Genomic DNA, 21,708 nt, shown 5'->3' with positions numbered 1-21,708 from the left:
TTTTCTCCTAACTCTCATTACTTAAGTGCTTGATCATCATCGATTCATTCCATACTTCAATCCCTAATGACTCTGCCTTAGAAAGCTTACTACCTGCATCTTCACCTGCGATAAGTAAGTCTGTTTTCTTTGTCACAGAACTTGTTACTTTCGCGCCTAAATTCGTCAATGCTTTTGTAGCATCACTACGCGACATAATACTTAATTTTCCTGTCAGTACAATTGTTTTATTCCCGAATACCGGATGCATTTCAATATCTTCTTTTTTTTGTCCATTATAACTCATATTGACGCCACTTGCTTCAAGCTTATCAATTAATTTAATGATGTCTTCATTTTGCATATAAGTCACAAGCGATTGTGCCATTTTATGACCAATATCATCAATAGCTGTCAGTTCATCAATCGTCACAACTTTTAATTTATCCATCGTATGATATTCCTGTGCGAGTATTTGACAGGCTTTAGCACCTAAATGACGTATACCAAGACCAAATAGTAATCGTTCCAGTGAATTAGATTTTGAGGCTTCAATCGCACTAAGTAATTTATCAACTTTTTTTTCACCCATACGTTCCAGGGGTAACAACTGTTCACGTTTTAAATTATAGATATCTGCAACGTCGTTAATTATCTCTTCCTGATAAAGACTTTGAACAATACGTTCTCCTAGACCATCAATATTCATCGCCGTTCTCGAAACAAAATGAATCACACCTTCTACAAGCTTAGCGTCACATTTTGGATTGATACAACGGAGCGCAACCTCACCTTCGATTCGCACAAGTTCATGACCGCATGAAGGACACACCTCCGGCATATGATAAACTTCAGTACCTTCCGGACGACGTTCTAAAACTACACGCACAACCTCAGGAATGATTTCTCCCGCTTTACGAATCACAACAGAATCACCGATACGAATATCTTTTTCATGAATCAAGTCTTCATTGTGTAGCGAAGCCCTCCCTACTGTCGTACCAGCAACACTTACAGGTTCTAAAATCGCTGTCGGTGTTACAACACCTGTTCTACCTATCGATAATTCAATATCCTTAAGTGTTGTAATCACTTCTTCAGCTGGAAATTTGTATGCGATGGCCCACTTAGGTGATTTTGCTGTAAATCCAAGTTCGTCTTGTTTTGCAAGATCGTTCACCTTAATCACAATACCATCGATGTCATAAGCCAAATCATTACGTTTTTCCGTCCACAATCTAATATAGTCTAAAACTTCCTGCATATTCTTGCATAATTTTCGTTCATGATTCGTCTTAAATCCTAATTCATCCAATCTATCAAGTGCATCACTTTGACGTGTCGCATTTAACTCACGCAAATCATTCACACTATATAAAAAGATATCTAATTTACGTTTCGCAGCGAGTCTTGAATCAAGCTGACGTAAAGATCCAGCCGCAGCATTCCTTGGATTCGCAGCGAGTTGTTCTCCATTTGCTTCTCTCTTTTTATTGAGCGCAATAAATGATTTCTTCGGCATATATGCTTCGCCACGCACTTCAAACGTTAACGGTTCATTAATCGAAAGTGGAATCGCATAGATCGTTCTTAGGTTTTCAGTGATATTTTCACCTGTCGTACCATCTCCACGTGTTAGTCCCTGAACAAACTTACCTTCAACATATTTTAATGATACAGCTAAACCATCTATTTTAAGTTCAACCATGTACTCAACGTCGCCAACTTCATTTCTCACTCTTGTATCAAAAGCATTTAAATCTTCTTCATTAAAAGCATTTCCGAGACTCAACATCGGTGTATCGTGATTGACTTTATCAAATTTTGATAATGGTTCTGCACCCACACGAACAGTCGGTGAATCTGCTGTTTTAAATTCCGGATGTTTGTCCTCGATTGCAATGAGTTCATGCAGTAATTTATCATATTCAGCATCCGGAACTGAAGGATTATCCAGCACATGGTACTCATAGTTATATTGATGTAATAGTCGATGTAGTTCCTGTACTCTCTTCTCCATGATTTACTCCTTTTTCTCAATCGGTGCAAATTGACTTAAGAGTCGTTTCATCCCGACTGATTTAAATATGATGTCCAGTTCAGTTGAACCATTCTTAACACTTACGTTACTCACTAACCCTTCACCCCATGATTTGTGCATCACTTTATCTCCGACTTTATAATCACCAGGAGTATTGTTTTGAGTATTTGTTATACGTCTTGCAGGTCCACGTTTTACACCTTTAGGCATTCCCGGACGAACAGGCGTATCTAAAATATCATCAGGTATTTCTGTAATAAATCGTGACTTTCTGTTGGCTTGCGTACGACCGAACAAACTACGCATATCAGCATGTGTTAAATATAGATGCTCTTCAGCACGTGTAATAGCCACATACATTAAACGGCGCTCCTCTTCCATTTCAGAATCACTATTTAAACTTCTGGAATGAGGGAAGATTGTTTCTTCCAGACCTGCAATAAATACAACTTTAAACTCTAACCCTTTTGCAGAGTGCATCGTCATTAAAGTAATCCCTGCTTCAAGATCTGCATTATCTACATCTGCAACCAGTTGTAAGTCTGTCAGAAAGTTAATTAATGATTGCTCCGCATCAGGCGTTTCTTTCACATAATCTTTTGGTACCGTCATAAATTCCTGGATATTTTCGATACGTGACTGCGATTCTAATGTATTTTCTGCTTCCAGCATTTTAATATATCCAGACTTCTCCAGTACTTCTTCAGTTAATTCAGCAACCGTCAGGAATTCCTGTTGTTTCATGATGTTATCCATCATATTGTAGAATTGTACAAGCGTTTCTGTCGTCTTCTTCGGTAATCCGATAAAGTCTACTTCTGCTAGAGCATCGAAATAACTCAGGCCATTATTTTCTGCATAAGCAATAATCTTATCTAACGCTGATGGACCGATACCACGCTTTGGTGTGTTAATAATGCGCGTAAAACTAATATCTTCATTGCTATTGGCAATGAGTCTTAAATAACTTAATAAGTCTTTAATTTCTTTTCTATCATAGAACTTCGTACCACCGACCATCGTATAATTAACATTTGATTTCATCAACGTTTCTTCAAGGACACGTGACTGGGCATTTGTACGATATAAAATTGCCATATCCTTAAGCTCATAACCTTCACGTTTTTTCTTCAATATTTCTGACACAATATATTCAGCTTCAGCACGTTCTGATTGCGCTTTATAATAATTGATTTTTGAGCCGTGATCATTATCTGTCCATAATGCTTTTGGCTTACGTTCTGTATTGTTTTTAATGACTTCGTTCGCTGCAAATAAAATATTTTTCGTTGAACGGTAGTTTCTTTCAAGGAAAATGGTCTTCGCATCCTTGTAATCTTCTTCAAAGCTTAAAATATTATAGATGTCTGCTCCGCGCCAACCATAGATTGATTGGTCAGAATCCCCGACAACGCATAAATTCTTAAATTTATCTGCAAGCATCTTGACTAACATATATTGTGCTCTATTCGTATCCTGATATTCATCTACATGAATATACTGAAACTTATTCTGGTAATAATCCAGCACATCAGGCACGCGTTCAAATAACTTTAATGTCATCATAATTAAATCATCGAAATCCAACGCATGATTCTTTAATAACTTTTCCTGATACTGCTGATATACTTTAGCAACCATAACAGCCATGAAATCATTAGCATCAGCTTCTGCATCCTCAGGTGTCTTTAATTCATTTTTCAAATTTGAAATTTCAGCGACAAACATTCTTGGATCATATTTTTTAGGGTCGATATTTTCTTTCTTCAGAATATCTTTTACAACAGAACGTTGATCTGTCGGATCAAGAATCGTGAAATTACGTTCTATCCCTATACGATCGATATCTCGACGAAGAATTCTGACACACATTGAGTGGAATGTCGAAATCCAGATGACATCTGATGCCTCGCCAATGATATTTTTAACACGTTCTTTCATTTCTTTTGCAGCTTTATTTGTAAATGTAATCGCTAAAATTTTGTATGGCGATACATCTTTCTCATCAATTAAATACGCGATACGATGTGTTAACACACGTGTCTTACCCGAACCAGCACCTGCCATAATTAATAATGGACCCTCTGTGGTCTGAACTGCGCGTCGCTGCTCTTCATTCATATTCTTTAGTAAATCATTCACAATATTAACCCCTAACTTTTACTGTTTGTAATGCACTTTTTAAATCTGTATAAATAATATTTCCAACAACAATAGTATCGGCAACCTCAAACATTTCACGCGCTTTTTCAAGCGAGTCAATACCTCCACCATAGATTAAGCGTGTGTGCTTTAATTTTTGCTTAGCCGCTCGAACCATTTGAACATCGCCATAAGTCCCGCTATATTCAATATACATCGCTTTTAAGCCATACAGATGTTCAATCATATCAGCATAGGCTGCCATATCATCTTCATCAAGTTGTGTTTTACTTCCTGTCAACTGCGCAACTTTACTTTCAGGATTTAGTACAATATAACCTTCCATCGTAAATAAGTCATAATCCATCATATGACCCATTTGTTTAATTGCTTCCAGTAACATGCCATTATGAAATCTTACATCATTGCTATTTAATACAGATGGAATCAAGTAATGATCAAAACCTGGTATCGCACTGTCGATATTCGAAATTTCTAATACACACGGCACAGGGAACCTACGCACACGACTCATCAGCTCCAGTACGTTTTCCATTGTGACATTATCTGTACCACCAATCATTATCGCATCAGTACCAGACTCACAAATTTGTTCTAAATCTTCATCTGAAATTTCTTTTGCCGGGTCTAACTTGAATACATGCTGCCAATCCTGAATTTCATACATAAAAGCTTCTCCTTTTACAGTAATAATGAATATTATATCATTTTTTTCATATATTTTAATGCGATATGAAACGTATGTTTGCATAAAAATAACACCTGATTAGAGGTGTTATTCTTTATAGCTATATATCATTGTGATAATAATGGCTGTTCTGTCTCTTGTGGTGCTATAAATGGCGGTTCAGTCGATATTCCTTCAGTAGTTACCGGCTCTATTAAAGGTAATTCCGTAGACAGAGGCTGCTCTAAAGTATTGATTTGTTTAACAGGCTCTTCTGTCGTAGCATTCTTTGTATGGACAGCCTGATGCGTTACCCGAGACTTCTTATAAAGTCCTAGATACTCTTCAAGCGACTGTCCAGATTGATATAATTTTGCTGCATGCGTCTTACCTACATAACGAATATGCCATGGTTCATAACGATAACCGGTAATATGTGTTTTATTTTTCCCGTATCGGATGATAAAACCATACAGATGCGCATGATCTTTCAACCATTTTCCTTCAGGCGTTTGTCCAAACTGAATATTTAAATTAGCAACTGATTCTCTGGAACCAATATCAAATGCAAGACCTGTCTGATGCTCTGATTGTCCAGGGCGCGCACTATATGTCTCGGCTAATGACTGTCCATCTTTTTGTACAAACTGTTCATATAATGTTTTTTGTGCAGCATAACTTCTATAAGCACTACGTACTACGAGGTGCATATTATCTTTTTTTGCATCCTGAATCATCTGATCAATAATACTTCTGACCCTTTTATTTTCTCCTGGATTGTAACTTGGCGGCAAACTAATATGTTTATTTACAATGATGATACCATTAATATAAGTTACACCATGTATCACCTTTTTATTATAGCGTGGTGCTTTTTGTTGTACTGCTTGTGTTTTTTTAGTTACTTGCTCTGTCGTCTTATTTTCTTCAGCCTTCTCTTTATTCTGAAGCGGTAAATTTGTCAGGCTACAGCTCGATAGCAATAACACTGATGCAATTAAAAATTTTTTCATTTACTTCTCCTTAATCTCCTACTACTTCAAGCCAAGGTACTCTTCGAGCGTAAGACCACTTGCTTTAACTTTCTGAGCATTGTCTTTTCCTAGATATCTCAAATGCCATGGTTCATATTGATAACCCGTAATGTCCGTCTTTCCTTTCGGATATCTGATGATGAAGCCATAAACATGTGCGTGTTCTTTTAACCACTGACCTTCAGGTGTTGATTCAAATGACACTTTGAAATCATCCTTTGCAGACGTGTTCCCTAAATCAAATGCAAGACCTGTCTGATGTTCAGAGTGTCCTGGACGTGCACTATATGTATCAGCCTTCTCTTGACCGTCTCGTGCTACATAATTGTTATACAGATTTTCCTGCGTCTCATAACTTCTAAAGCCACTACGCAATACAAAGTTTAACCCCTCGTTATTACCAGCATGCATTAAACTTTCAACAGCCTCACGCGCTTCTTTATTTTCTCCTGGTGCATACGCTTTAGGTAAGGCTATATCCTTATTGACGATTAATATGCCATCGATATAAGTCAAACCATCCTTTACAACTTTTGTATGCTTACTTTGTTGATGAGACTTACTTTTATGATTCCTTTGTTCTATTTGTTTAGAATCCTGCTGCTTTTCTTGTATGTCTTTAGCATCCATCCCTGAATGACTACAAGCTGCAAGCAGCATAGAACAAATGATAATGAATGATTTTTTCATGATACACCTCTTGTGCTATTATATGTCAAAAAAAGTACTGAATCAAATATGACCCAGTACTTGGAAATTAAGCTTTAGTTTCAATATTCATTCTGTCTAATACCGTCGTATAAGCATCATTACCCCACTGCAGTGAGCGCTTAACACGTGAAATAGTAGCTGTCGATGCACCTGATTCTTTCTCAATCGCTGCATATGTATATCCTTGCTTAATCATCTTTGCAACAAGTAATCGTTGTGATAAAGACTGGATTTCATTTACCGTACAAAGATCATCGAAGAATTTATAACATTCGTCACGTGTTTCCAGCGTTAGAATTGCATCGAACAATTCATCAAGCTGTTTCCCCTTAATTTTTTCGATTTGCAATACAAACACCCCTTCAACATTGTTGTGATAATTTTAACGCATTACATCATTAAAGTACAGTGATACCTTATTTTCAAACCATATTAAATGGAAATTTTTATACTTTAATTTTATTCATCTAACTTAAAATTGTAAATCTTTATTTTGTAAACCTTACTTATAGCACAGATATCAAATTAACTATCTATACATTACATGACAACAAAAACTGAACGAAAACAATAAATCAAAAAGCGATTTATTCATTCCGTTCAGTTTGGCTAATAGCAGAACAATAAGTTCAAACTTTCTTATTCTAAACCTGCACGTTTAAATAACGTATCAATTTGATTTAAATGATGATTTTCATTGAAGCATTCATCTAATTCTTCTTTAGATAATAAACTTGTAATCTTTTCATCCGCTTCTACTAATTCACGGAATGGCGTTTTCGTAGCCCATGATTCCATAGCTTTTGGTTGTACTGTATCATAAGCTTCTTCACGTACCATGCCTTTATCGATCAATGTTAACATTACACGTTGTGAATAAATTAAACCAAATGTTTTTTCCATGTTGGCTTTCATATTTTCCTCATAAACTGTTAAGTTATCAATGATATTTGTGAAACGATTTAACATGTAATCTAATGCGATTGTCACGTCAGGTAACATGATACGTTCTGCTGATGAATGTGAAATATCACGTTCATGCCATAATGGTACGTTCTCATAAGCTGTTGTAATGTAACCACGAATAACACGAGCGATACCTGTAACGTTTTCTGAACCGATTGGATTACGTTTATGTGGCATTGCTGATGATCCTTTTTGACCTTTAGCAAATGCTTCTTCAACTTCGCGTGTTTCAGTTTTTTGTAAACCACGTACTTCAACTGCAAACTTCTCGATTGATGTTGCAATTAAACCTAATGTCGCAATGTAGTATGCATGACGATCACGTTGCAGGGTTTGTGTAGAAATTTCTGCACAACCAATACCTAACTTGTCACATACATAAGCTTCAATTTCAGGTGGAATATTCGCAAATGTACCAACTGCACCACTCATTTTACCTACTTCGATTTCTTTACGTACTTCTTTGAAACGTTTTAAGTTACGTTGCATTTCCATATACCATAAAGCCATTTTTAAACCAAATGTTGTTGGCTCAGCGTGTACCCCGTGTGTTCTACCCATCATTAAAGTCGTTTTGTGTTTTAATGCTTTTTGTTTTAACACTTCAATAAAACGCTCTAAATCAGCTTCGATAATATCATTGGCTTGTTTAATTACGTAACTTAAAGCAGTATCAACAACGTCAGTACTTGTTAAACCATAGTGAACCCACTTCTTCTCTTCACCTAAAGTTTCAGATACCTGACGCGTAAATGCTACAACATCATGACGCGTTTCAAGTTCGATTTCTTTAGCACGTTCTACATCAACACGTGCGTTCTGACGAATTAATTTTACATCTTCTTTTGGAATATAACCTAACTCTGCCCAAGCTTCACTCGCTAAAATTTCAACTTCTAACCATGCTTCAAATCTATTTTGCTCAGTCCAGATATTAGACATTTCTTCTCTTGAATAACGTTCAATCATGAATAAATTCCTCCGTTTTATCTTAGTCATTAGTAGTATAACAAATAAATCAAAATCCGTACATTGTTATTTTATTAACAAAAAAAGTTCGTAAATAATCTAAGCTTAACAATTTAACATCTTTATTTTACCATGCTTCGTTCATATTTGCTCGTAAAAATAGACCTGATGCATCATCAGGTCTATCGTTTAATTGTCTATCTTTTTGCCGGTGAATATAATTTGTTCCCTGTATAACTCAATCTCACCATTTTCTTTTTCTAAAAAAACGGGTTTCTGAAATCTCTTAACCGGAGTATAGCCGGCCGCTTTCATACGTTCAAGACACTGAGCAATCGTTTCATTTGGTTTAACTTCAAACTTCATCTGCATCATATGCCTTTAAACGTTTACTTCTAACACCTTTAACCCAGAATCCACCATGGATATTCTTCGGTTCATAAGCAATGATAAATGCTTTTGGATCTAGATTTTTTACCGTATCCATAAGTTTCAGTTCATACTTACGGGGTGTTAATATCTGCATTACAAGACGCTCACCGTCGCGCCCTTGTGCTGCATAGTGGGTTACGCCGTAACCTAAATCACGTAATGTTCTTGGAATTTCTTTATCATATTCAGCTGTCGTTACGTTCACAACGATATAGCCTAATGCAATCATCTCTTCTATCTTCATCCCTACGATGATTCCTACACCAAATCCAAGTGCATAGGCGATGACATTTTCAATCTTATCCAGACTATTCATCACGAGACCTAAACCTACGACATAAATTACAACTTCAATTACTGATACAGCTGCCGCTAAATAACGGTAACCTTTCAACGTTAATATCATACGCATTGTTAAGAAGGTAACATATACAATATTAATGACAAAGATTAAGGCGACAACTACCCAGTGGTTACTTAATATTTCCATTACAATCCTCCTGGCTAAAATTCAAACCCACTATACCATTTTTATTAAATAATTTCATTCACAGAAAATCTGGTAATCGGCAGCATACGTTTGTGTTGAGTTCTAATATAGTGTTGTTCAATTTTTTGAGCTGCAACCGGATCAATATGTCTACCTTCAAGATAATCATCAATTTGTTCGTATGTTACACCAAGCGCGACTTCATCTGGTAATTGGGGCTTATTTTCTTCAAGATCCGCTGTCGGCACCTTGTTGTAAAGATGTTCCGGACAATTTAAATTTTGCAGTATAGCCTTACCTTGACGCTTATTTAGTCCTGCAAGTGGAAAGATGTCTGCTCCACCATCTCCAAACTTCGTGTAAAAGCCTGTAATACTTTCAGCAGCATGATCTGTGCCGATGACAATACCTTTATGGAAGGCAGCAATTGAATACTGAGCTTTCATTCGTTCTCTTGCCTTTTCATTACCTTTTTGAAAATCAGTTAACGGCACACCTTGTGCTGCTAATGTAGCGACACTTGCATCTACGGCTGATTTAATGTTAATCGTATATGTCTTATCCGGCTGAATGAAATTAAGTGCATCCTGACAATCCTGTTCATCTTTTTGTATACCAAAAGGTAGTCTCACAGCAATAAACTGAACTTCTTTACCTTCTGCTTGCATTTCTGTCGCTGCAAGTTGACATAGTTTCCCGCATAGCGTTGAATCCTGCCCCCCTGAAATCCCCAGCACAAGTGATTCAATAAAAGGATTCATTTCGACATAATGTTTAATAAAATCGATAATTTCTCTCGATGTTTCCTCAGGATTAATTTCAGGTTTTACATGTAAAGTATTGATAATTTCCTGTTGTAATGTCATCTACTTCACCTCTTTAACTTTTCTTGATACTTCATATATTTCAGTATTTTTGTTTTCCCAGCATAATGTACTTAAGTCAACAGGATATTCTTCTGGATTTAAATATCGTGTCGTCTCTTCCCATAATAAAGATAAATTTGCTTTTAAATATGCACGTGAATCTTCTAATGACGGGATTTTATAGACAAGCTTTCCATCAATAAATATATCTGAATGTAAGTCTTTTGCTGTAAAGTCATTAATCCATTTTTGTTTATATGTATGGATTGGGTGGAACATCTTTAAAGGTTTTTCTTTCGATGGATCTTCCAAATCAAGTGTGATGTAATCACCTTCTGACTTATTCGTTTGATTATTAATGATACGATAGACATTTTTTTTACCCGGTGTTGTTACTTTTTCGGCATTATTTGAAATTTTTATTCTGTCTTCTAGTTGACCTGCCTTATTTTCTATTGCAACAAGCTTATAAACTGCACCTAGTGCTGGCTGGTCGAATGCTGTAATCAGTTTTGTACCAATTCCCCATGCTGAAATTTTAGCACCTTGTAATTTTAAGTTGGTGATTGTTGCTTCATCAAGATCATTCGATGCAAATATTTTAGCATCTTTAAATCCTGCTTCATCAAGCATTTTACGTGCTTCTTTTGACAAATATGCTAAGTCTCCGGAATCAAGACGAATACCTACAAAATTTATTTTGTCTCCGAGTTCTTTTGCAACACGAATGGCATTCGGTACACCTGACTTTAACGTATGGAACGTATCTACAAGAAAGACACAGTTCTTATGTCTTTCAGCATATTTTTTAAATGCCACATATTCATCATCATAGGCCTGAACCATCGCATGTGCATGCGTTCCTGAGACAGGGATACCAAATAGTTTACCTGCACGGACATTACTTGTTGAATCGAATCCAGCGATATAGGCTGCACGTGTTCCCCAGATTGCAGCATCCATTTCCTGTGCACGTCGCGTCCCAAATTCCATTACAATCTCATCTTTAACCACCTGTTTAATACGGCTTGCTTTCGTTGCTATTAGTACCTGGAAGTTGACGATGTTAAGAATCGCAGTTTCTAATAATTGTGCCTGAATCAGCGGTGCCTCTATACGCATAAGTGGTTCATTATTAAAGCAAATTTCACCTTCCTGCATCGAACGAATATTACCTGTAAACTTTAAGTCCTTCAAATAAGCTAAATAATCATCCTGATAGCCTAATGACTTCAAATATTCCAGATCAGTGTCAGAGAAATAAAATCTATTTACATAGTCAATCACACGCTCAAGTCCAGCAAAAACTGCATATCCTCCGTCAAATGGCATGTTTCTGAAATACACGTCAAACACTGCAGTTTGTTCATGTATACCATCATTCCAGTAGGTCTCTCCCATATTAATCTGATATAAATCTGTATGTAGCATTAAACTATCATCAGCATATTTGTACATCGCAAATTCTCCTTCGATTTTATTTCAAGCTATATTTTTATATTAAATTCATATTAACATACCACTTACACTTAGGCATAGGTAACGTATTTTGATACAATCAAAATTAAGGAGGCATATCATGTTTAAGAAAAATTTTATCATTCTTACGATTATCGTATCAATTTCAGGTTTGACCCAAGGTATGCTGCTACCACTTATCGCCATTATCTTTGAGCGTGATGATGTACCCAGCTTTATTAATGGCTTACACGCTTCCTCTCTTTATATCGGTGTCTTTTTAGCTTCATTATTTTTAGAAGGTTTACTCAGAAGAACCGGCTATAAGAACCTTGTAGTAATTGGAGCATTAATAATTGTATTGTCTATGTCATTATTTCCCTTATATAAAAATATGACATTCTGGTTCATCTTGCGCTTACTTGTCGGTATCGGAGACAATATGCTGCATTTTTCAACCCAATCCTGGCTTACAGAAACAACCCCGAAACATAAGCTCGGTCGGATCATCTCACTATACGGCTTAAGTTTTTCACTAGGCTTTATGGCAGGACCCCTGCTTGCTAAACTCTATGAAGTGCACGAAAGTCTACCTTTTTTAATGAGTGCAATATTCACACTTTGTGCAAGTGGTCTTGTATTTATGTTAAAAAATGAATTTCCGGAAGATAACACTGCAAATATTTCATTCCGTACAACCACGATAAACTTCGGCAAAGTAATGAAAACAAGCTGGGTCGCATTTTTATTTCCAATGATGTATGGTGTACTGGAAGCATGTCTGAATAGTAACTTTCCGGTATTTGCAATGAAACACGACATTCCTGTTAATTTGATTATTATGATTCTTCCAGCTTTCAGTTTAGGAGCTATTCTCTTTCAAGTACCACTCGGAATGCTTTCTGATAGGATGAATCGTAATATCTTACTTGTTGCAGTAACCTCTATCGGAGCAGTCATATTCATTTTATGTCAGCTTTTAAGCCACTCAGGGTATTTGCTTATCGCCTTATTTTTTATTGCAGGTATATTTGTCGGATCAATGTATTCATTAGGCGTCACTTTAATGACAGAAATTACTCCAAAAAGATTATTACCTGCCGGCAACTTAATGTGTGGTCTCATCTTTAGTATCGGTAGTATTTTCGGACCCATCTTTGGCGGACTTGTTATCCAGTTGTCAAGTAACACTCAATTCTTTAGTTATATCGCATTTATTTTATTAGCTATAAGTTGTGCAACTTTTTATGATTACAAACAACGACATCAAAATAAATACAATGCTGTGAAAAGCCCATAACGGGCTTTTTTTATTGTAAAATAGAGTAAATAGAGATGAATCGAGGGAGTAATATGATATTTGATAAAGCAAAAGACTTCATCACTCAAATGGGACAGGAACTTAGTCTTGATAATCAGTTGATTACGAACAGACTGGAAGCTATTCAAACAGAAATTAATCAAACGGGTACTTATACACACACAACAGACGAACTCATCTATGGTGCAAGACTTGCATGGCGCAATAGTAACCGCTGTATCGGTAGACTCTTCTGGGATAAATTAAAAGTTGTTGATATGCGCCATATCACCGAAGAACAAGAGTATTTAACAGCTTTAGAGAACCATATAGAAAGTGCGACAAATGACGGAAAAATTATTCCTACCATCACAATATTTGAGCAGCGTAATAAAATAAATTTTGAACTATATAATGATCAGCTTATACGATATACAGATGACCCTATCGTAAGAGAGACTAAACAGCTCATCGAACAGACCGGTTATAATAAATTTGGGAGTTTCCTGCCGTTAATCTATAAGTTTAACAACCACTATCGTACCTATAATTTAAACCAAAACCTTATTAAAGAAGTTGATATCAGACATCCTGACTTTGATGCATTCAATGCCCTGCAACTTAAATGGTATGCAGTACCTATCATTTCCGGTATGGAACTCCGTATCGGTGGGATTACCTATCCGCTCTGTCCGTTTAACGGGTGGTATATGGAAAGCGAAATTGCAAGCAGGAACTTCCTTGATGAATACCGATATAATCTAATAGAACCCATTGCTAAAAGTATGGGGTTTGATACGACGCGTACCACAAGTTATTGGCGTGACAAAGTTGTTGTAGAATTAAACTACGCCGTCTATCATTCTTTTAAACAACAAGGATATTCTATCGTCGATCATTATAATGCGAGCAGACAGTTCTTAAAGTTTGAAGAGAATGAAGCACAACATAACAGAAAGATAACTGGCGACTGGACATGGCTTATCCCACCCATTTCACCTGCTATCGTTCATAACTGGCATAAAGGGTATGACAACACTTATCATGAACCCAACTTTTTCTATAAGAAAAAAGCAGCGTGTCCATTTTCATGACACGCTGCTTTTCCATTAGTATTCTCCAGTAGACTCATCTTTTGCAACTGTTTCTGTATAAAAGTCATCCACTTCAACTTTCTTAATTTTCTTGAGATTTTTATTTTTCATACACACCACATTTTGAGCTTTCCCTAACTTTATCGTACAACGATTATCTTCACTAAATTGATTATCAATGATATAGATATCTTTATTCTTTTCACCTTCATAACTTTGGAAAAGAATCGCATATTTTTCATTAATCGAATGAAAATGATTATTTCTGATAACAGTCATCTCACCTGCCTGAGCGCCGTGATCGTTACCCAGTAAATCCAGTGAATACTTCCCTTTTTTCGTAGCTAAATAACGGATACCCCCATTACAGTCGTTAAAAGTATTATCATGGATATGTAATACTTTTGATTTTAAAAACGTTAACGCATAATCGCCCATCTTATCAAAAGTATTATGTTTTACCGTAATATTTTCATAGTAAATTTCATAGGTACTCGCATGACTTCCGATCGCTCGATTCCAAGGTTTCATCATCGGTTCATCAGAATTACCGAAGTAACAATGCTCGATAATTACATTTTTAGTTACTGTGCCGTCATACTCGCCAAACTTAGGAAAAGAATCTTTCAGTTGAAGGTCAATTTGTATCGCCTCACTAAATGCGCGTTCACCGCTATCATCTCTAAACCCAAGGAATTTACATCCGGTTACTTTGAATCCATCTATACCACAAGCATCTATCGCATGACCTTGTACGACATTTTTAAAAGTCACATTGATAATTTCAATCTCACGCGCATGTCCTAACGACATAATACTATTATTAAAATTTAAAACATGCCCGTATTGATCAAAAGTGCCACCTTCAATCTTAATGAATCCATTACCTTCATATCCCTTATACCCTTCACTTTTCTTACCATTCTTAAGCATCGCAAAAGGACTCATGCGCCGAAGGACTGCTTCTTCATGTAAATGTAGGTAGGTATGCGCATATATCACTAGTTCAGCACCAATATAATAAGTGCCCTTTGGTATATATACTTCAACCGGTTCTTTTTTTGCTTGATTAAGTGCACGCTGTATACCGATAGTATCAAACAAGACATTGCGTCCTTTTGCACCAAAATCTTTAATATTAATTTTCCTCATTTATAACACCTTCAAATCATTTATAATGTAATTAAGATTATACCCTGTTTTAAAAAGTAGTATGCCAGCAATCCATTAATAATTATAAAAGGAGAATGACGATGAGCGACGCTTTATTAATAATAGACTATTCAAATGATTTCGTAGCACTTGACGGGAAGTTAACATGCGGTGAACCTGCTATTGCATTAGAAAACACTATCGCTTTAAAATGGGAGAACTATATGCAAGCAAAGAAACCTATATTCGTTCTGATGGATATGCATTATGAATCAGACGCGCTGCATCCAGAAACAAAATTATTTCCGCCACATAATATCAAAGGGACTGAAGGACGTAATTTATACGGTAAACTACATAATCTATACCTACGTGATAAGGAACATGACAATGTCTTCTGGATCGACAAGATGCGCTATAGTGCATTTTGCGGCACGCCTTTACTACAACTGCTGAGAGAAAGGAACATCCACAAGATTGAACTTGCCGGCGTATGCACAGATATATGTGTACTCCACACAGCTGTCGATGGTTATAATCTCGGATTCGATATGCTAGTCGATGAAAAAGCAGTTGCCTCTTTTAATCCAGAAGGACATGCCTTTGCCTTAAATCATTTCAAAAATGTATTAGGCATGACTATAGAAGAGATAGATTAATCGTGATAAAATAAACAGTAGATTACATTTAAAGGAGACAGTTATGAAAATATTAACTTTTGGACACAAAAACCCAGATACAGACACAGTAACATCAGCTTTAGTAATGGAAGATTTACAAAAAGCATTAGGTAAAGACATCGAAGCGGTTCGCTTAGGGGAATTAAACGGAGAAACTGAATATGCGTTAAAACATTTTAATGTAAATGCACCACGCGTGTTAGAACGTTTACATGGTGAAGAAGTTATTTTAGTTGACCACAACGAGTTCCAGCAATCAGCTGATGGCATTGAAGAATCAACTATCTTAATGGTAGTGGACCATCACCGTATCGCAAACTTTGAAACTGCAGGACCTCTATACTATCGTGCAGAACCAGTAGGGTGTACAGCAACAATCTTAAACAAAATGTATAAAGAAAATGGTGTTGAAATTAAACCTGAAATTGCAGGATTAATGGTATCTGCAATCATTTCAGACTCATTATTATTCAAATCACCAACATGTACTGAAGAAGATGTGAAAGCAGCAAAAGAATTAGCAGCAATCGCAAATGTTGATTTAGAATCTTACGGGTTAGAAATGCTTAAAGCTGGAGCATCTACTAAAGATAAATCAGCTGAAGAGTTGTTAAATATTGATGCAAAATCATTCTCTATGGGTGACCATGAAGTACGTGTAGCACAAGTTAACACAGTAGATATCGAAGAAGTATTTGCACGTCAGGAAGAATTAGAAAATGCAATTAATGCGGAAACTGCGAAAGAAGGATATGCATTATTCGTATTAGTTGTGACTGACATCTTAAACTCTAACTCTAAAGTGTTAGCTTTAGGACAACAACAAGAAGCAGTAACGAAAGCATTCAATGTAGCGTTAGATAACAACACAGCATTGTTAGAAGGTGTTGTATCACGTAAGAAACAAGTCGTACCACAATTAACTGGAGTATTATCATAAGAGGCTGTCTGACGGGTGTCCAGACGCAGAGAAACTGGAGACAAAGCTGAAAAATCGCTCTTTGATTTTGAAAGATTTGTCGAAGTTTATCAGGCGTCTGCCCGGAAGACGCCGTTTCCATAAGAGGCCGTCTGAAAAACGTTCAGGCTCATCCATACTGGAAGCAATCGATTGAAATCGCTCTTTGATTTCAATAACGATTGGTGAAGTATGGCGAGAGCCTGCTTTGAAGACGCCGTTTCAATAAGAGGCTGTCTGACGGGTGTCCAGACGCACAGAAACTGGAGACAAAGCTGAAAAATCGCTCTTTGATTTTGAAAGATTTGTCGAAGTTTATCAGGCGTCTGTCCGGAAGACGCCGTTTCAATAAGAGGCCGTCTGACGGGCGCCATTAATTCTATGAAAGAAGTGATTACGATGAATATTATTCAAGGTGATCACCGTTTCTATATCGGTGATGCAACGCATCCAGAAGCAGAAGTAACTTTCCAGCCTTACGGTAAAGATACAATCGCAATTGATCATACATACACTGATCCTAAATTGCGTGGTCAAGGTATCGCTAAAGCCCTGGTTTTAAAGGTTACTGAATATGCTAAGGAAAACAATCTTAAAATTGTGCCTTTATGTTCATATGCTCGTATAGTTATGGAGCGCGATGAACAATTAAAGTCACTCATCAAATAAGCAAAAAGAGACGCAAAGTTGCGTCTCTCAGATTGAAGACAAACTCATTTTCATTACATGAGTTTGTCTTTTTTTAAAGGCTATATTCTCATTTATTCGAAGAAATTTCTTCGAAATTTAAATTATTGACTATAATGCTAAGCCAATTGAGTATCTTTGATAACCCAATTGGCTAACTTTTTTAAATTCATGCATGCACAAATAAGCGTGGTTTCCATGGACACTTTTTTCAATCCTCTAAACTTTGTCCATCTCATACCATGCTGTTCTTTAGCGTCACCAAATCTTCTTTCAATAGTTTGAGACCTTAATTTATATCCCATTCTTCCTTCTTCTGTATGTCTTATTTCTTCAACATCTTCTAAGTATTCTTGCCAAATATGTCTTTGAATTTGCTTTTTATATTGTTTATTTTCTGTACATTTATTTAGAAATGGACATTCTTTACATACATTTGGGTTAGAATGATACAATTTAAATCCTTCACGATCAGTACGTGTGTATTTAAGGGGGTGATTTGCAGGACAAATATATTCATTGTAATATTCATCATAAACAAAATCATTTTTTCTGAAACGGTCCTTTGGACCTCTTGGTCTAGTATATGGCATGTAAGGAGTGATTGACTCTTTAAATAAAAAGTAAGCATTAAAAGGTGTTTTATATCCAGCATCTACAGCCAAGGTTTTAGGTTTAATTCCTTTATCTTTCATTCTAGAAATCATAGGTGCCAATTGAGTACTATCATGAATATTAGCTGGTGTTACGTGGTGATCTACAAAAAATCCATTTTTATCAACACAAGCATGTAAACTATAAGCAAACTGTTTCTCACGTTCACCTTTAACATAGTAACCAGCGTCAGGATCTGTGAGACTTTCTTTCTTTTCTTTTTCTTCTGTCTTATGAGTTGGGGTGAACTCCTTTTTTCCTTCAGATTTACGAACCTCGTTTATTTCTTTATCTAATTCATCCTTATAATGAGCGACTGATTTTTTTACTACAACTTTTCTAAATCTATGTTTATTAGCATTTGCTTTTATATGAGTAGAATCAATAAATAAAGCTGAGGTATCAATCAATTTATGTTGCATCGCCAACTGTAGAATGTGTTCAAATATTTCTTCAAAAAGTGTATTATCACTGAACCTTCTAATATAATTCTTACCGAAGGTAGTGAAATGAGGAATCTTATCCTGAAAACTGTATCCAAGATACCAACGATAAGCAACATTTGTTTCGATTTCTTTTATTGTTTGTCTCATTGATTTTATTCCGAATAATTTTTGTATTAATATTATTTTTACTAAAATCACAGGGTCTATACTTGGACGACCATTATCAAGACAATATTTATCTTCGACTAGAGGATAAATAAAATTCAAATCCAATACTTTATCTACTTTTCTTAGTAAATGGTCTTGTGGAACTAAATCTGAAATTGCAACAACCTCTAATTGATTTCTTTTATCTTCTGATTTACTCAACAAAATAATCACCCCAAATCATTGTTAATATTATTGTATAAAAAAAGACTGAAAACTTCATCTCCGAAGGAGACTTTGTCTTCAGTCTGAGAGACGCAAAGTTGCGTCTCTTTTTGATATTTGAAAGAATGAAAAAATGGTATGAATTCATTATAATTTAAATTTTCTGAATAATCAATAACTTATTTAATCAATATACCAATTTGTTGTTTTACTTCGTCAATCACTTTCATCGTCATATGACTTGTTTCTAAATTTAATGCTTCATAGTCATTATTTTTAATTGCTTTCATAAAATGCGCAATTTCATAAGACATAGGAAGCGCGTCACTTATTATTTCATCCACTACTTCACCATGTCGATTTAATTTTTGTACTTTATTAGGTGCTGAAATCTTATCAATCAGTATAATGCCTTCTTCACCTATAATCTCTGACGGCAGATGACTGTCAATGATTTTAGAATAACTAAGGACTGAGGTCATGTGGTGATGATTACATATAATCGTACCCTGTCCATCAGCTCCAGTAGATAATAATTTTCCTGTAGCCTGAATCGTTTTTGGCATACCAAATAGGTTAACAAGCGGACTTATCGTGTATACACCAAGGTCCATTAAAGCACCGTTCCCTAGTTCAGGTTTAAATGCATTTTCAACGATGCCATCTTTATATTTATCATATCTCGATGAGTATTGATTATAATGGAAATTAACACGGCGTATCACCCCTATTTCCTTTATCCAGTCATGTAGTTTGATAAATGAAGGTGAATAGATGCTTTTCATTGCTTCCATGAAAAACACATCATTATTAAACATAGCTTGTGTCATTAAATTGAAGTTTTTTTCGCTTGTTGCAATTGGTTTTTCACATAATACATGTTTTCCGTGATTCATTGCTTGTATTGCCTGCTGATGATGTAATATATTTGGAGTGGCGATATAAATAATATCTAAAGCATCATCATTTAAAAATTTATCCAGATTATCAGTAAAATGTGGAATATGATGTTTCTGTGCAAATTGTCTCGCACGTTCTCCTGTTCTCGAATAAACACTATATAACTCAAAATCAGGCACACTTTTTCCTGCTTCAATAAAACGATCTGTAATCCAGTTCGTTCCGATTAGACCAAATTTCAACGACTTCACCCCTAGAAAAGTAAATGATTTTTATAAATAGTATACACTTATATTTATTTTGGAGGAATTTTTTATGACCATTAAAAAAGAGCTTAAACTCATGCAGGATTATTTCGATACACATGAAACAAAACAGGTTAAATTTCGCAGAAAAAAATTAAAGGCTTTAAAAAAAGCGATTAAGACATATGAAACAGAAATACTGGATGCCTTAAATAGTGATCTCGGAAAAGGGAAAGTTGAAGCATATGCGACAGAAATCGGCATCGTTTTAAAAGAACTATCTACCTACATTAAAGAAATTAAAAGCTGGAGTAAAACAAAATCTATCAATACACCAATGATGCAGTTTCCAGGAAAAAGTTATCTAATGTATGAACCTTATGGAAAAGTATTAATTATTGGACCATTCAATTATCCATTCCAACTCGTTATGTCACCATTAATCGGTGCTATTGCTGCAGGAAATTGTGTGGTTGTTAAGCCATCAGAACATACACCACAAACAAGTTTAATCATAGAACAAATTATTGCTGAAGTGTTTGAACCAACGCACGTAAAAGTGATTCAAGGTGAGGCAGAAACAACTTCTGCTTTACTTGATGAGCGCTTCGATTATATCTTCTTTACTGGAAGTAGCAAAGTCGGTCAGATTGTTTACGAAAAAGCGAGTAAATATTTAACACCTGTAACTCTTGAACTTGGCGGAAAGAGTCCTGTAATCGTTGATGAAACAGCCAATATTAAAGTTGCGGCTGAACGCATTGCTTTCGGCAAATTTATGAATGCTGGTCAGACATGTGTTGCTCCTGACTATGTATTAATAGATAAAAATGTGAAAGATAAGTTTATTAAAGCGCTAAGCTCAACTTTAAAAGAGTTTTATGGTAATGCTCCAATGGAAAGTGAAGATTACGGTAATATCATTAACGATAAACACTTTAACCGTTTGACGTCTGTGATTGATGAAGCACAGGCGAGAATCCTAATTGGCGGGGAGTCTCAAGCAGACACATTACGTATCGCTCCAACAGTCATCGATGCGCAGTTAAGCGACTTATCTATGCAAGAAGAAATATTCGGACCTGTACTTCCAATTATAGAATATAGTCAAAAAGAAGAAGTATTTGATGTCATCAAACAATTTGAAAAACCTTTAGCACTCTATATCTTTAGTGATGATCATGATTATATAAAAGATGTGTTCAGTAAAATTTCATTTGGTGGAGGATGTGTAAATGATACGGTTATGCATGTCGCCAATCCATATCTTCCATTTGGAGGCGTCGGTCACTCTGGTATGGGACACTATCATGGTAAGTACACTTTCGAGTTATTCAGTCATCAAAAAGGATACATGACAAAAAGTACTAAATTAGAGTCCGGTATCATGTTTCCTCCTTACAAAGGTAAGTTTAGATATGTAAAACAATTCTTTAAATAAAAA

Annotated in this window: 20 protein-coding genes; 6 read left to right on the top strand and 14 right to left on the bottom strand. The window is 35.8% G+C overall.

The window, feature by feature from the left end; all coding sequences use genetic code 11:
- Positions 1 to 7 precede the first annotated feature (7 nt).
- The 11 genes from ligA to ACMGE6_RS06965 form a co-directional block, all read right to left on the bottom strand.
- A complete protein-coding gene (ligA, locus tag ACMGE6_RS07015; protein ID WP_414053265.1) occupies positions 8 to 1,999 on the bottom strand; it encodes an NAD-dependent DNA ligase LigA in 1,992 nt (663 codons plus the stop codon).
- A 3-nt stretch (positions 2,000 to 2,002) separates the two neighbouring features.
- A complete protein-coding gene (gene pcrA / locus ACMGE6_RS07010; RefSeq protein ID WP_414053264.1) occupies positions 2,003 to 4,162 on the bottom strand; it encodes a DNA helicase PcrA in 2,160 nt (719 codons plus the stop codon).
- A gap of 4 nt (positions 4,163 to 4,166) precedes the next feature.
- Positions 4,167 to 4,850, bottom strand: a complete 684-nt coding sequence (locus ACMGE6_RS07005) for a heptaprenylglyceryl phosphate synthase (protein ID WP_414054845.1) — start codon at positions 4,848 to 4,850, stop codon at positions 4,167 to 4,169.
- A gap of 128 nt (positions 4,851 to 4,978) precedes the next feature.
- Positions 4,979 to 5,863: a M15 family metallopeptidase gene (locus tag ACMGE6_RS07000; RefSeq protein ID WP_414053263.1), complete on the bottom strand. Its 885-nt coding sequence runs from the start codon at positions 5,861 to 5,863 to the stop codon at positions 4,979 to 4,981.
- A gap of 21 nt (positions 5,864 to 5,884) precedes the next feature.
- Positions 5,885 to 6,574 carry a M15 family metallopeptidase gene (locus ACMGE6_RS06995; protein ID WP_414053262.1) on the bottom strand — a complete coding sequence of 230 codons (690 nt, stop codon included), beginning with the start codon at positions 6,572 to 6,574 and terminating at the stop codon, positions 5,885 to 5,887.
- A gap of 67 nt (positions 6,575 to 6,641) precedes the next feature.
- The gene (locus tag ACMGE6_RS06990; protein ID WP_414045805.1) at positions 6,642 to 6,944 is read right to left on the bottom strand and encodes a YerC/YecD family TrpR-related protein; all 303 of its coding nucleotides are present in this window, start codon (positions 6,942 to 6,944) and stop codon (positions 6,642 to 6,644) included.
- Between the two features lie 290 nt (positions 6,945 to 7,234).
- Positions 7,235 to 8,530: an adenylosuccinate lyase gene (gene purB / locus ACMGE6_RS06985; RefSeq protein WP_414045804.1), complete on the bottom strand. Its 1,296-nt coding sequence runs from the start codon at positions 8,528 to 8,530 to the stop codon at positions 7,235 to 7,237.
- A gap of 189 nt (positions 8,531 to 8,719) precedes the next feature.
- A complete protein-coding gene (locus ACMGE6_RS06980; RefSeq protein WP_414046769.1) occupies positions 8,720 to 8,896 on the bottom strand; it encodes an NETI motif-containing protein in 177 nt (58 codons plus the stop codon).
- Entirely contained in the window at positions 8,886 to 9,452 is a 567-nt protein-coding gene (locus tag ACMGE6_RS06975; RefSeq protein WP_414045803.1) for a DUF2179 domain-containing protein, read from the bottom strand. Before ACMGE6_RS06975 ends, ACMGE6_RS06980 begins: the two co-directional genes overlap by 11 nt.
- Before the next feature lie 44 nt (positions 9,453 to 9,496).
- Complete coding sequence (gene nadE, locus ACMGE6_RS06970; RefSeq protein ID WP_414053261.1) at positions 9,497 to 10,318, bottom strand: ammonia-dependent NAD(+) synthetase; 822 nt, start codon at positions 10,316 to 10,318, stop codon at positions 9,497 to 9,499.
- On the bottom strand, positions 10,319 to 11,776 hold the full coding sequence (locus ACMGE6_RS06965) for a nicotinate phosphoribosyltransferase (RefSeq protein ID WP_414045801.1): 1,458 nt from the start codon (positions 11,774 to 11,776) through the stop codon (positions 10,319 to 10,321).
- A 121-nt stretch (positions 11,777 to 11,897) separates the two neighbouring features.
- Here ACMGE6_RS06965 and ACMGE6_RS06960 point away from each other — a divergent pair, with 121 nt between their 5' ends.
- On the top strand, positions 11,898 to 13,076 hold the full coding sequence (locus ACMGE6_RS06960; protein ID WP_414053260.1) for an MFS transporter: 1,179 nt from the start codon (positions 11,898 to 11,900) through the stop codon (positions 13,074 to 13,076).
- A 53-nt stretch (positions 13,077 to 13,129) separates the two neighbouring features.
- Positions 13,130 to 14,170 (top strand): nitric oxide synthase oxygenase, encoded by a 1,041-nt coding sequence (locus ACMGE6_RS06955; protein WP_414053259.1) that lies wholly within the window; start codon positions 13,130 to 13,132, stop codon positions 14,168 to 14,170.
- A 15-nt stretch (positions 14,171 to 14,185) separates the two neighbouring features.
- On the opposite strand, the gene ACMGE6_RS06950 is transcribed toward ACMGE6_RS06955, so the two are convergent.
- Positions 14,186 to 15,322 carry a glycosyl hydrolase family 28-related protein gene (locus ACMGE6_RS06950; protein WP_414045798.1) on the bottom strand — a complete coding sequence of 379 codons (1,137 nt, stop codon included), beginning with the start codon at positions 15,320 to 15,322 and terminating at the stop codon, positions 14,186 to 14,188.
- A 101-nt stretch (positions 15,323 to 15,423) separates the two neighbouring features.
- Here ACMGE6_RS06950 and ACMGE6_RS06945 point away from each other — a divergent pair, with 101 nt between their 5' ends.
- The 3 genes from ACMGE6_RS06945 to ACMGE6_RS06935 all read left to right on the top strand — a co-directional run bounded on the left by ACMGE6_RS06945 (position 15,424) and on the right by ACMGE6_RS06935 (position 17,629).
- Entirely contained in the window at positions 15,424 to 15,981 is a 558-nt protein-coding gene (locus tag ACMGE6_RS06945) for a cysteine hydrolase family protein (RefSeq protein WP_414053258.1), read from the top strand.
- Positions 15,982 to 16,024: 43 nt separating this feature from the next.
- Complete coding sequence (locus tag ACMGE6_RS06940) at positions 16,025 to 16,942, top strand: manganese-dependent inorganic pyrophosphatase (RefSeq protein ID WP_414047130.1); 918 nt, start codon at positions 16,025 to 16,027, stop codon at positions 16,940 to 16,942.
- 417 nt (positions 16,943 to 17,359) lie between these two features.
- Positions 17,360 to 17,629 (top strand): GNAT family N-acetyltransferase, encoded by a 270-nt coding sequence (locus tag ACMGE6_RS06935; RefSeq protein WP_414053257.1) that lies wholly within the window; start codon positions 17,360 to 17,362, stop codon positions 17,627 to 17,629.
- A gap of 137 nt (positions 17,630 to 17,766) precedes the next feature.
- Here ACMGE6_RS06935 and ACMGE6_RS06930 read toward each other — a convergent pair whose 3' ends face one another.
- Complete coding sequence (locus tag ACMGE6_RS06930; protein ID WP_414054829.1) at positions 17,767 to 19,122, bottom strand: IS1182 family transposase; 1,356 nt, start codon at positions 19,120 to 19,122, stop codon at positions 17,767 to 17,769.
- A gap of 176 nt (positions 19,123 to 19,298) precedes the next feature.
- Positions 19,299 to 20,261 carry a Gfo/Idh/MocA family protein gene (locus ACMGE6_RS06925; protein WP_414053256.1) on the bottom strand — a complete coding sequence of 321 codons (963 nt, stop codon included), beginning with the start codon at positions 20,259 to 20,261 and terminating at the stop codon, positions 19,299 to 19,301.
- A 73-nt stretch (positions 20,262 to 20,334) separates the two neighbouring features.
- Between ACMGE6_RS06925 and ACMGE6_RS06920 the strand changes: the two genes are divergently transcribed.
- Positions 20,335 to 21,705: an aldehyde dehydrogenase gene (locus ACMGE6_RS06920; protein ID WP_414053255.1), complete on the top strand. Its 1,371-nt coding sequence runs from the start codon at positions 20,335 to 20,337 to the stop codon at positions 21,703 to 21,705.
- Positions 21,706 to 21,708 lie beyond the last annotated feature (3 nt).

The sequence above is a fragment of the Macrococcus equi genome (assembly GCF_047426745.1).
GTDB classification, from domain to species: Bacteria; Bacillota; Bacilli; order Staphylococcales; family Staphylococcaceae; genus Macrococcoides; species Macrococcoides equi.
This window is presented reverse-complemented; position numbering and strand designations above follow the sequence as displayed.

Excerpts from the sequence above, each read along its gene's own strand:
- ACMGE6_RS06965 (WP_414045801.1), bottom strand. The coding sequence starts at position 11,776 with ATGTACAAATATGCTGATGATAGTTTAATGCTACATACAGATTTATAT.
- ACMGE6_RS06920 (WP_414053255.1), top strand. The coding sequence starts at position 20,335 with ATGACCATTAAAAAAGAGCTTAAACTCATGCAGGATTATTTCGATACA.
- ACMGE6_RS06975 (WP_414045803.1), bottom strand. The coding sequence starts at position 9,452 with ATGGAAATATTAAGTAACCACTGGGTAGTTGTCGCCTTAATCTTTGTC.
- ACMGE6_RS06955 (WP_414053259.1), top strand. The coding sequence starts at position 13,130 with ATGATATTTGATAAAGCAAAAGACTTCATCACTCAAATGGGACAGGAA.
- ACMGE6_RS06945 (WP_414053258.1), top strand. The coding sequence starts at position 15,424 with ATGAGCGACGCTTTATTAATAATAGACTATTCAAATGATTTCGTAGCA.
- ACMGE6_RS06950 (WP_414045798.1), bottom strand. The coding sequence starts at position 15,322 with ATGAGGAAAATTAATATTAAAGATTTTGGTGCAAAAGGACGCAATGTC.
- ACMGE6_RS06940 (WP_414047130.1), top strand. The coding sequence starts at position 16,025 with ATGAAAATATTAACTTTTGGACACAAAAACCCAGATACAGACACAGTA.
- ACMGE6_RS06935 (WP_414053257.1), top strand. The coding sequence starts at position 17,360 with ATGAATATTATTCAAGGTGATCACCGTTTCTATATCGGTGATGCAACG.
- nadE (WP_414053261.1), bottom strand. The coding sequence starts at position 10,318 with ATGACATTACAACAGGAAATTATCAATACTTTACATGTAAAACCTGAA.
- ACMGE6_RS07005 (WP_414054845.1), bottom strand. The coding sequence starts at position 4,850 with ATGTATGAAATTCAGGATTGGCAGCATGTATTCAAGTTAGACCCGGCA.
- ACMGE6_RS06995 (WP_414053262.1), bottom strand. The coding sequence starts at position 6,574 with ATGAAAAAATCATTCATTATCATTTGTTCTATGCTGCTTGCAGCTTGT.
- purB (WP_414045804.1), bottom strand. The coding sequence starts at position 8,530 with ATGATTGAACGTTATTCAAGAGAAGAAATGTCTAATATCTGGACTGAG.
- ACMGE6_RS06960 (WP_414053260.1), top strand. The coding sequence starts at position 11,898 with ATGTTTAAGAAAAATTTTATCATTCTTACGATTATCGTATCAATTTCA.
- ACMGE6_RS07000 (WP_414053263.1), bottom strand. The coding sequence starts at position 5,863 with ATGAAAAAATTTTTAATTGCATCAGTGTTATTGCTATCGAGCTGTAGC.
- ligA (WP_414053265.1), bottom strand. The coding sequence starts at position 1,999 with ATGGAGAAGAGAGTACAGGAACTACATCGACTATTACATCAATATAAC.
- ACMGE6_RS06980 (WP_414046769.1), bottom strand. The coding sequence starts at position 8,896 with ATGAAGTTTGAAGTTAAACCAAATGAAACGATTGCTCAGTGTCTTGAA.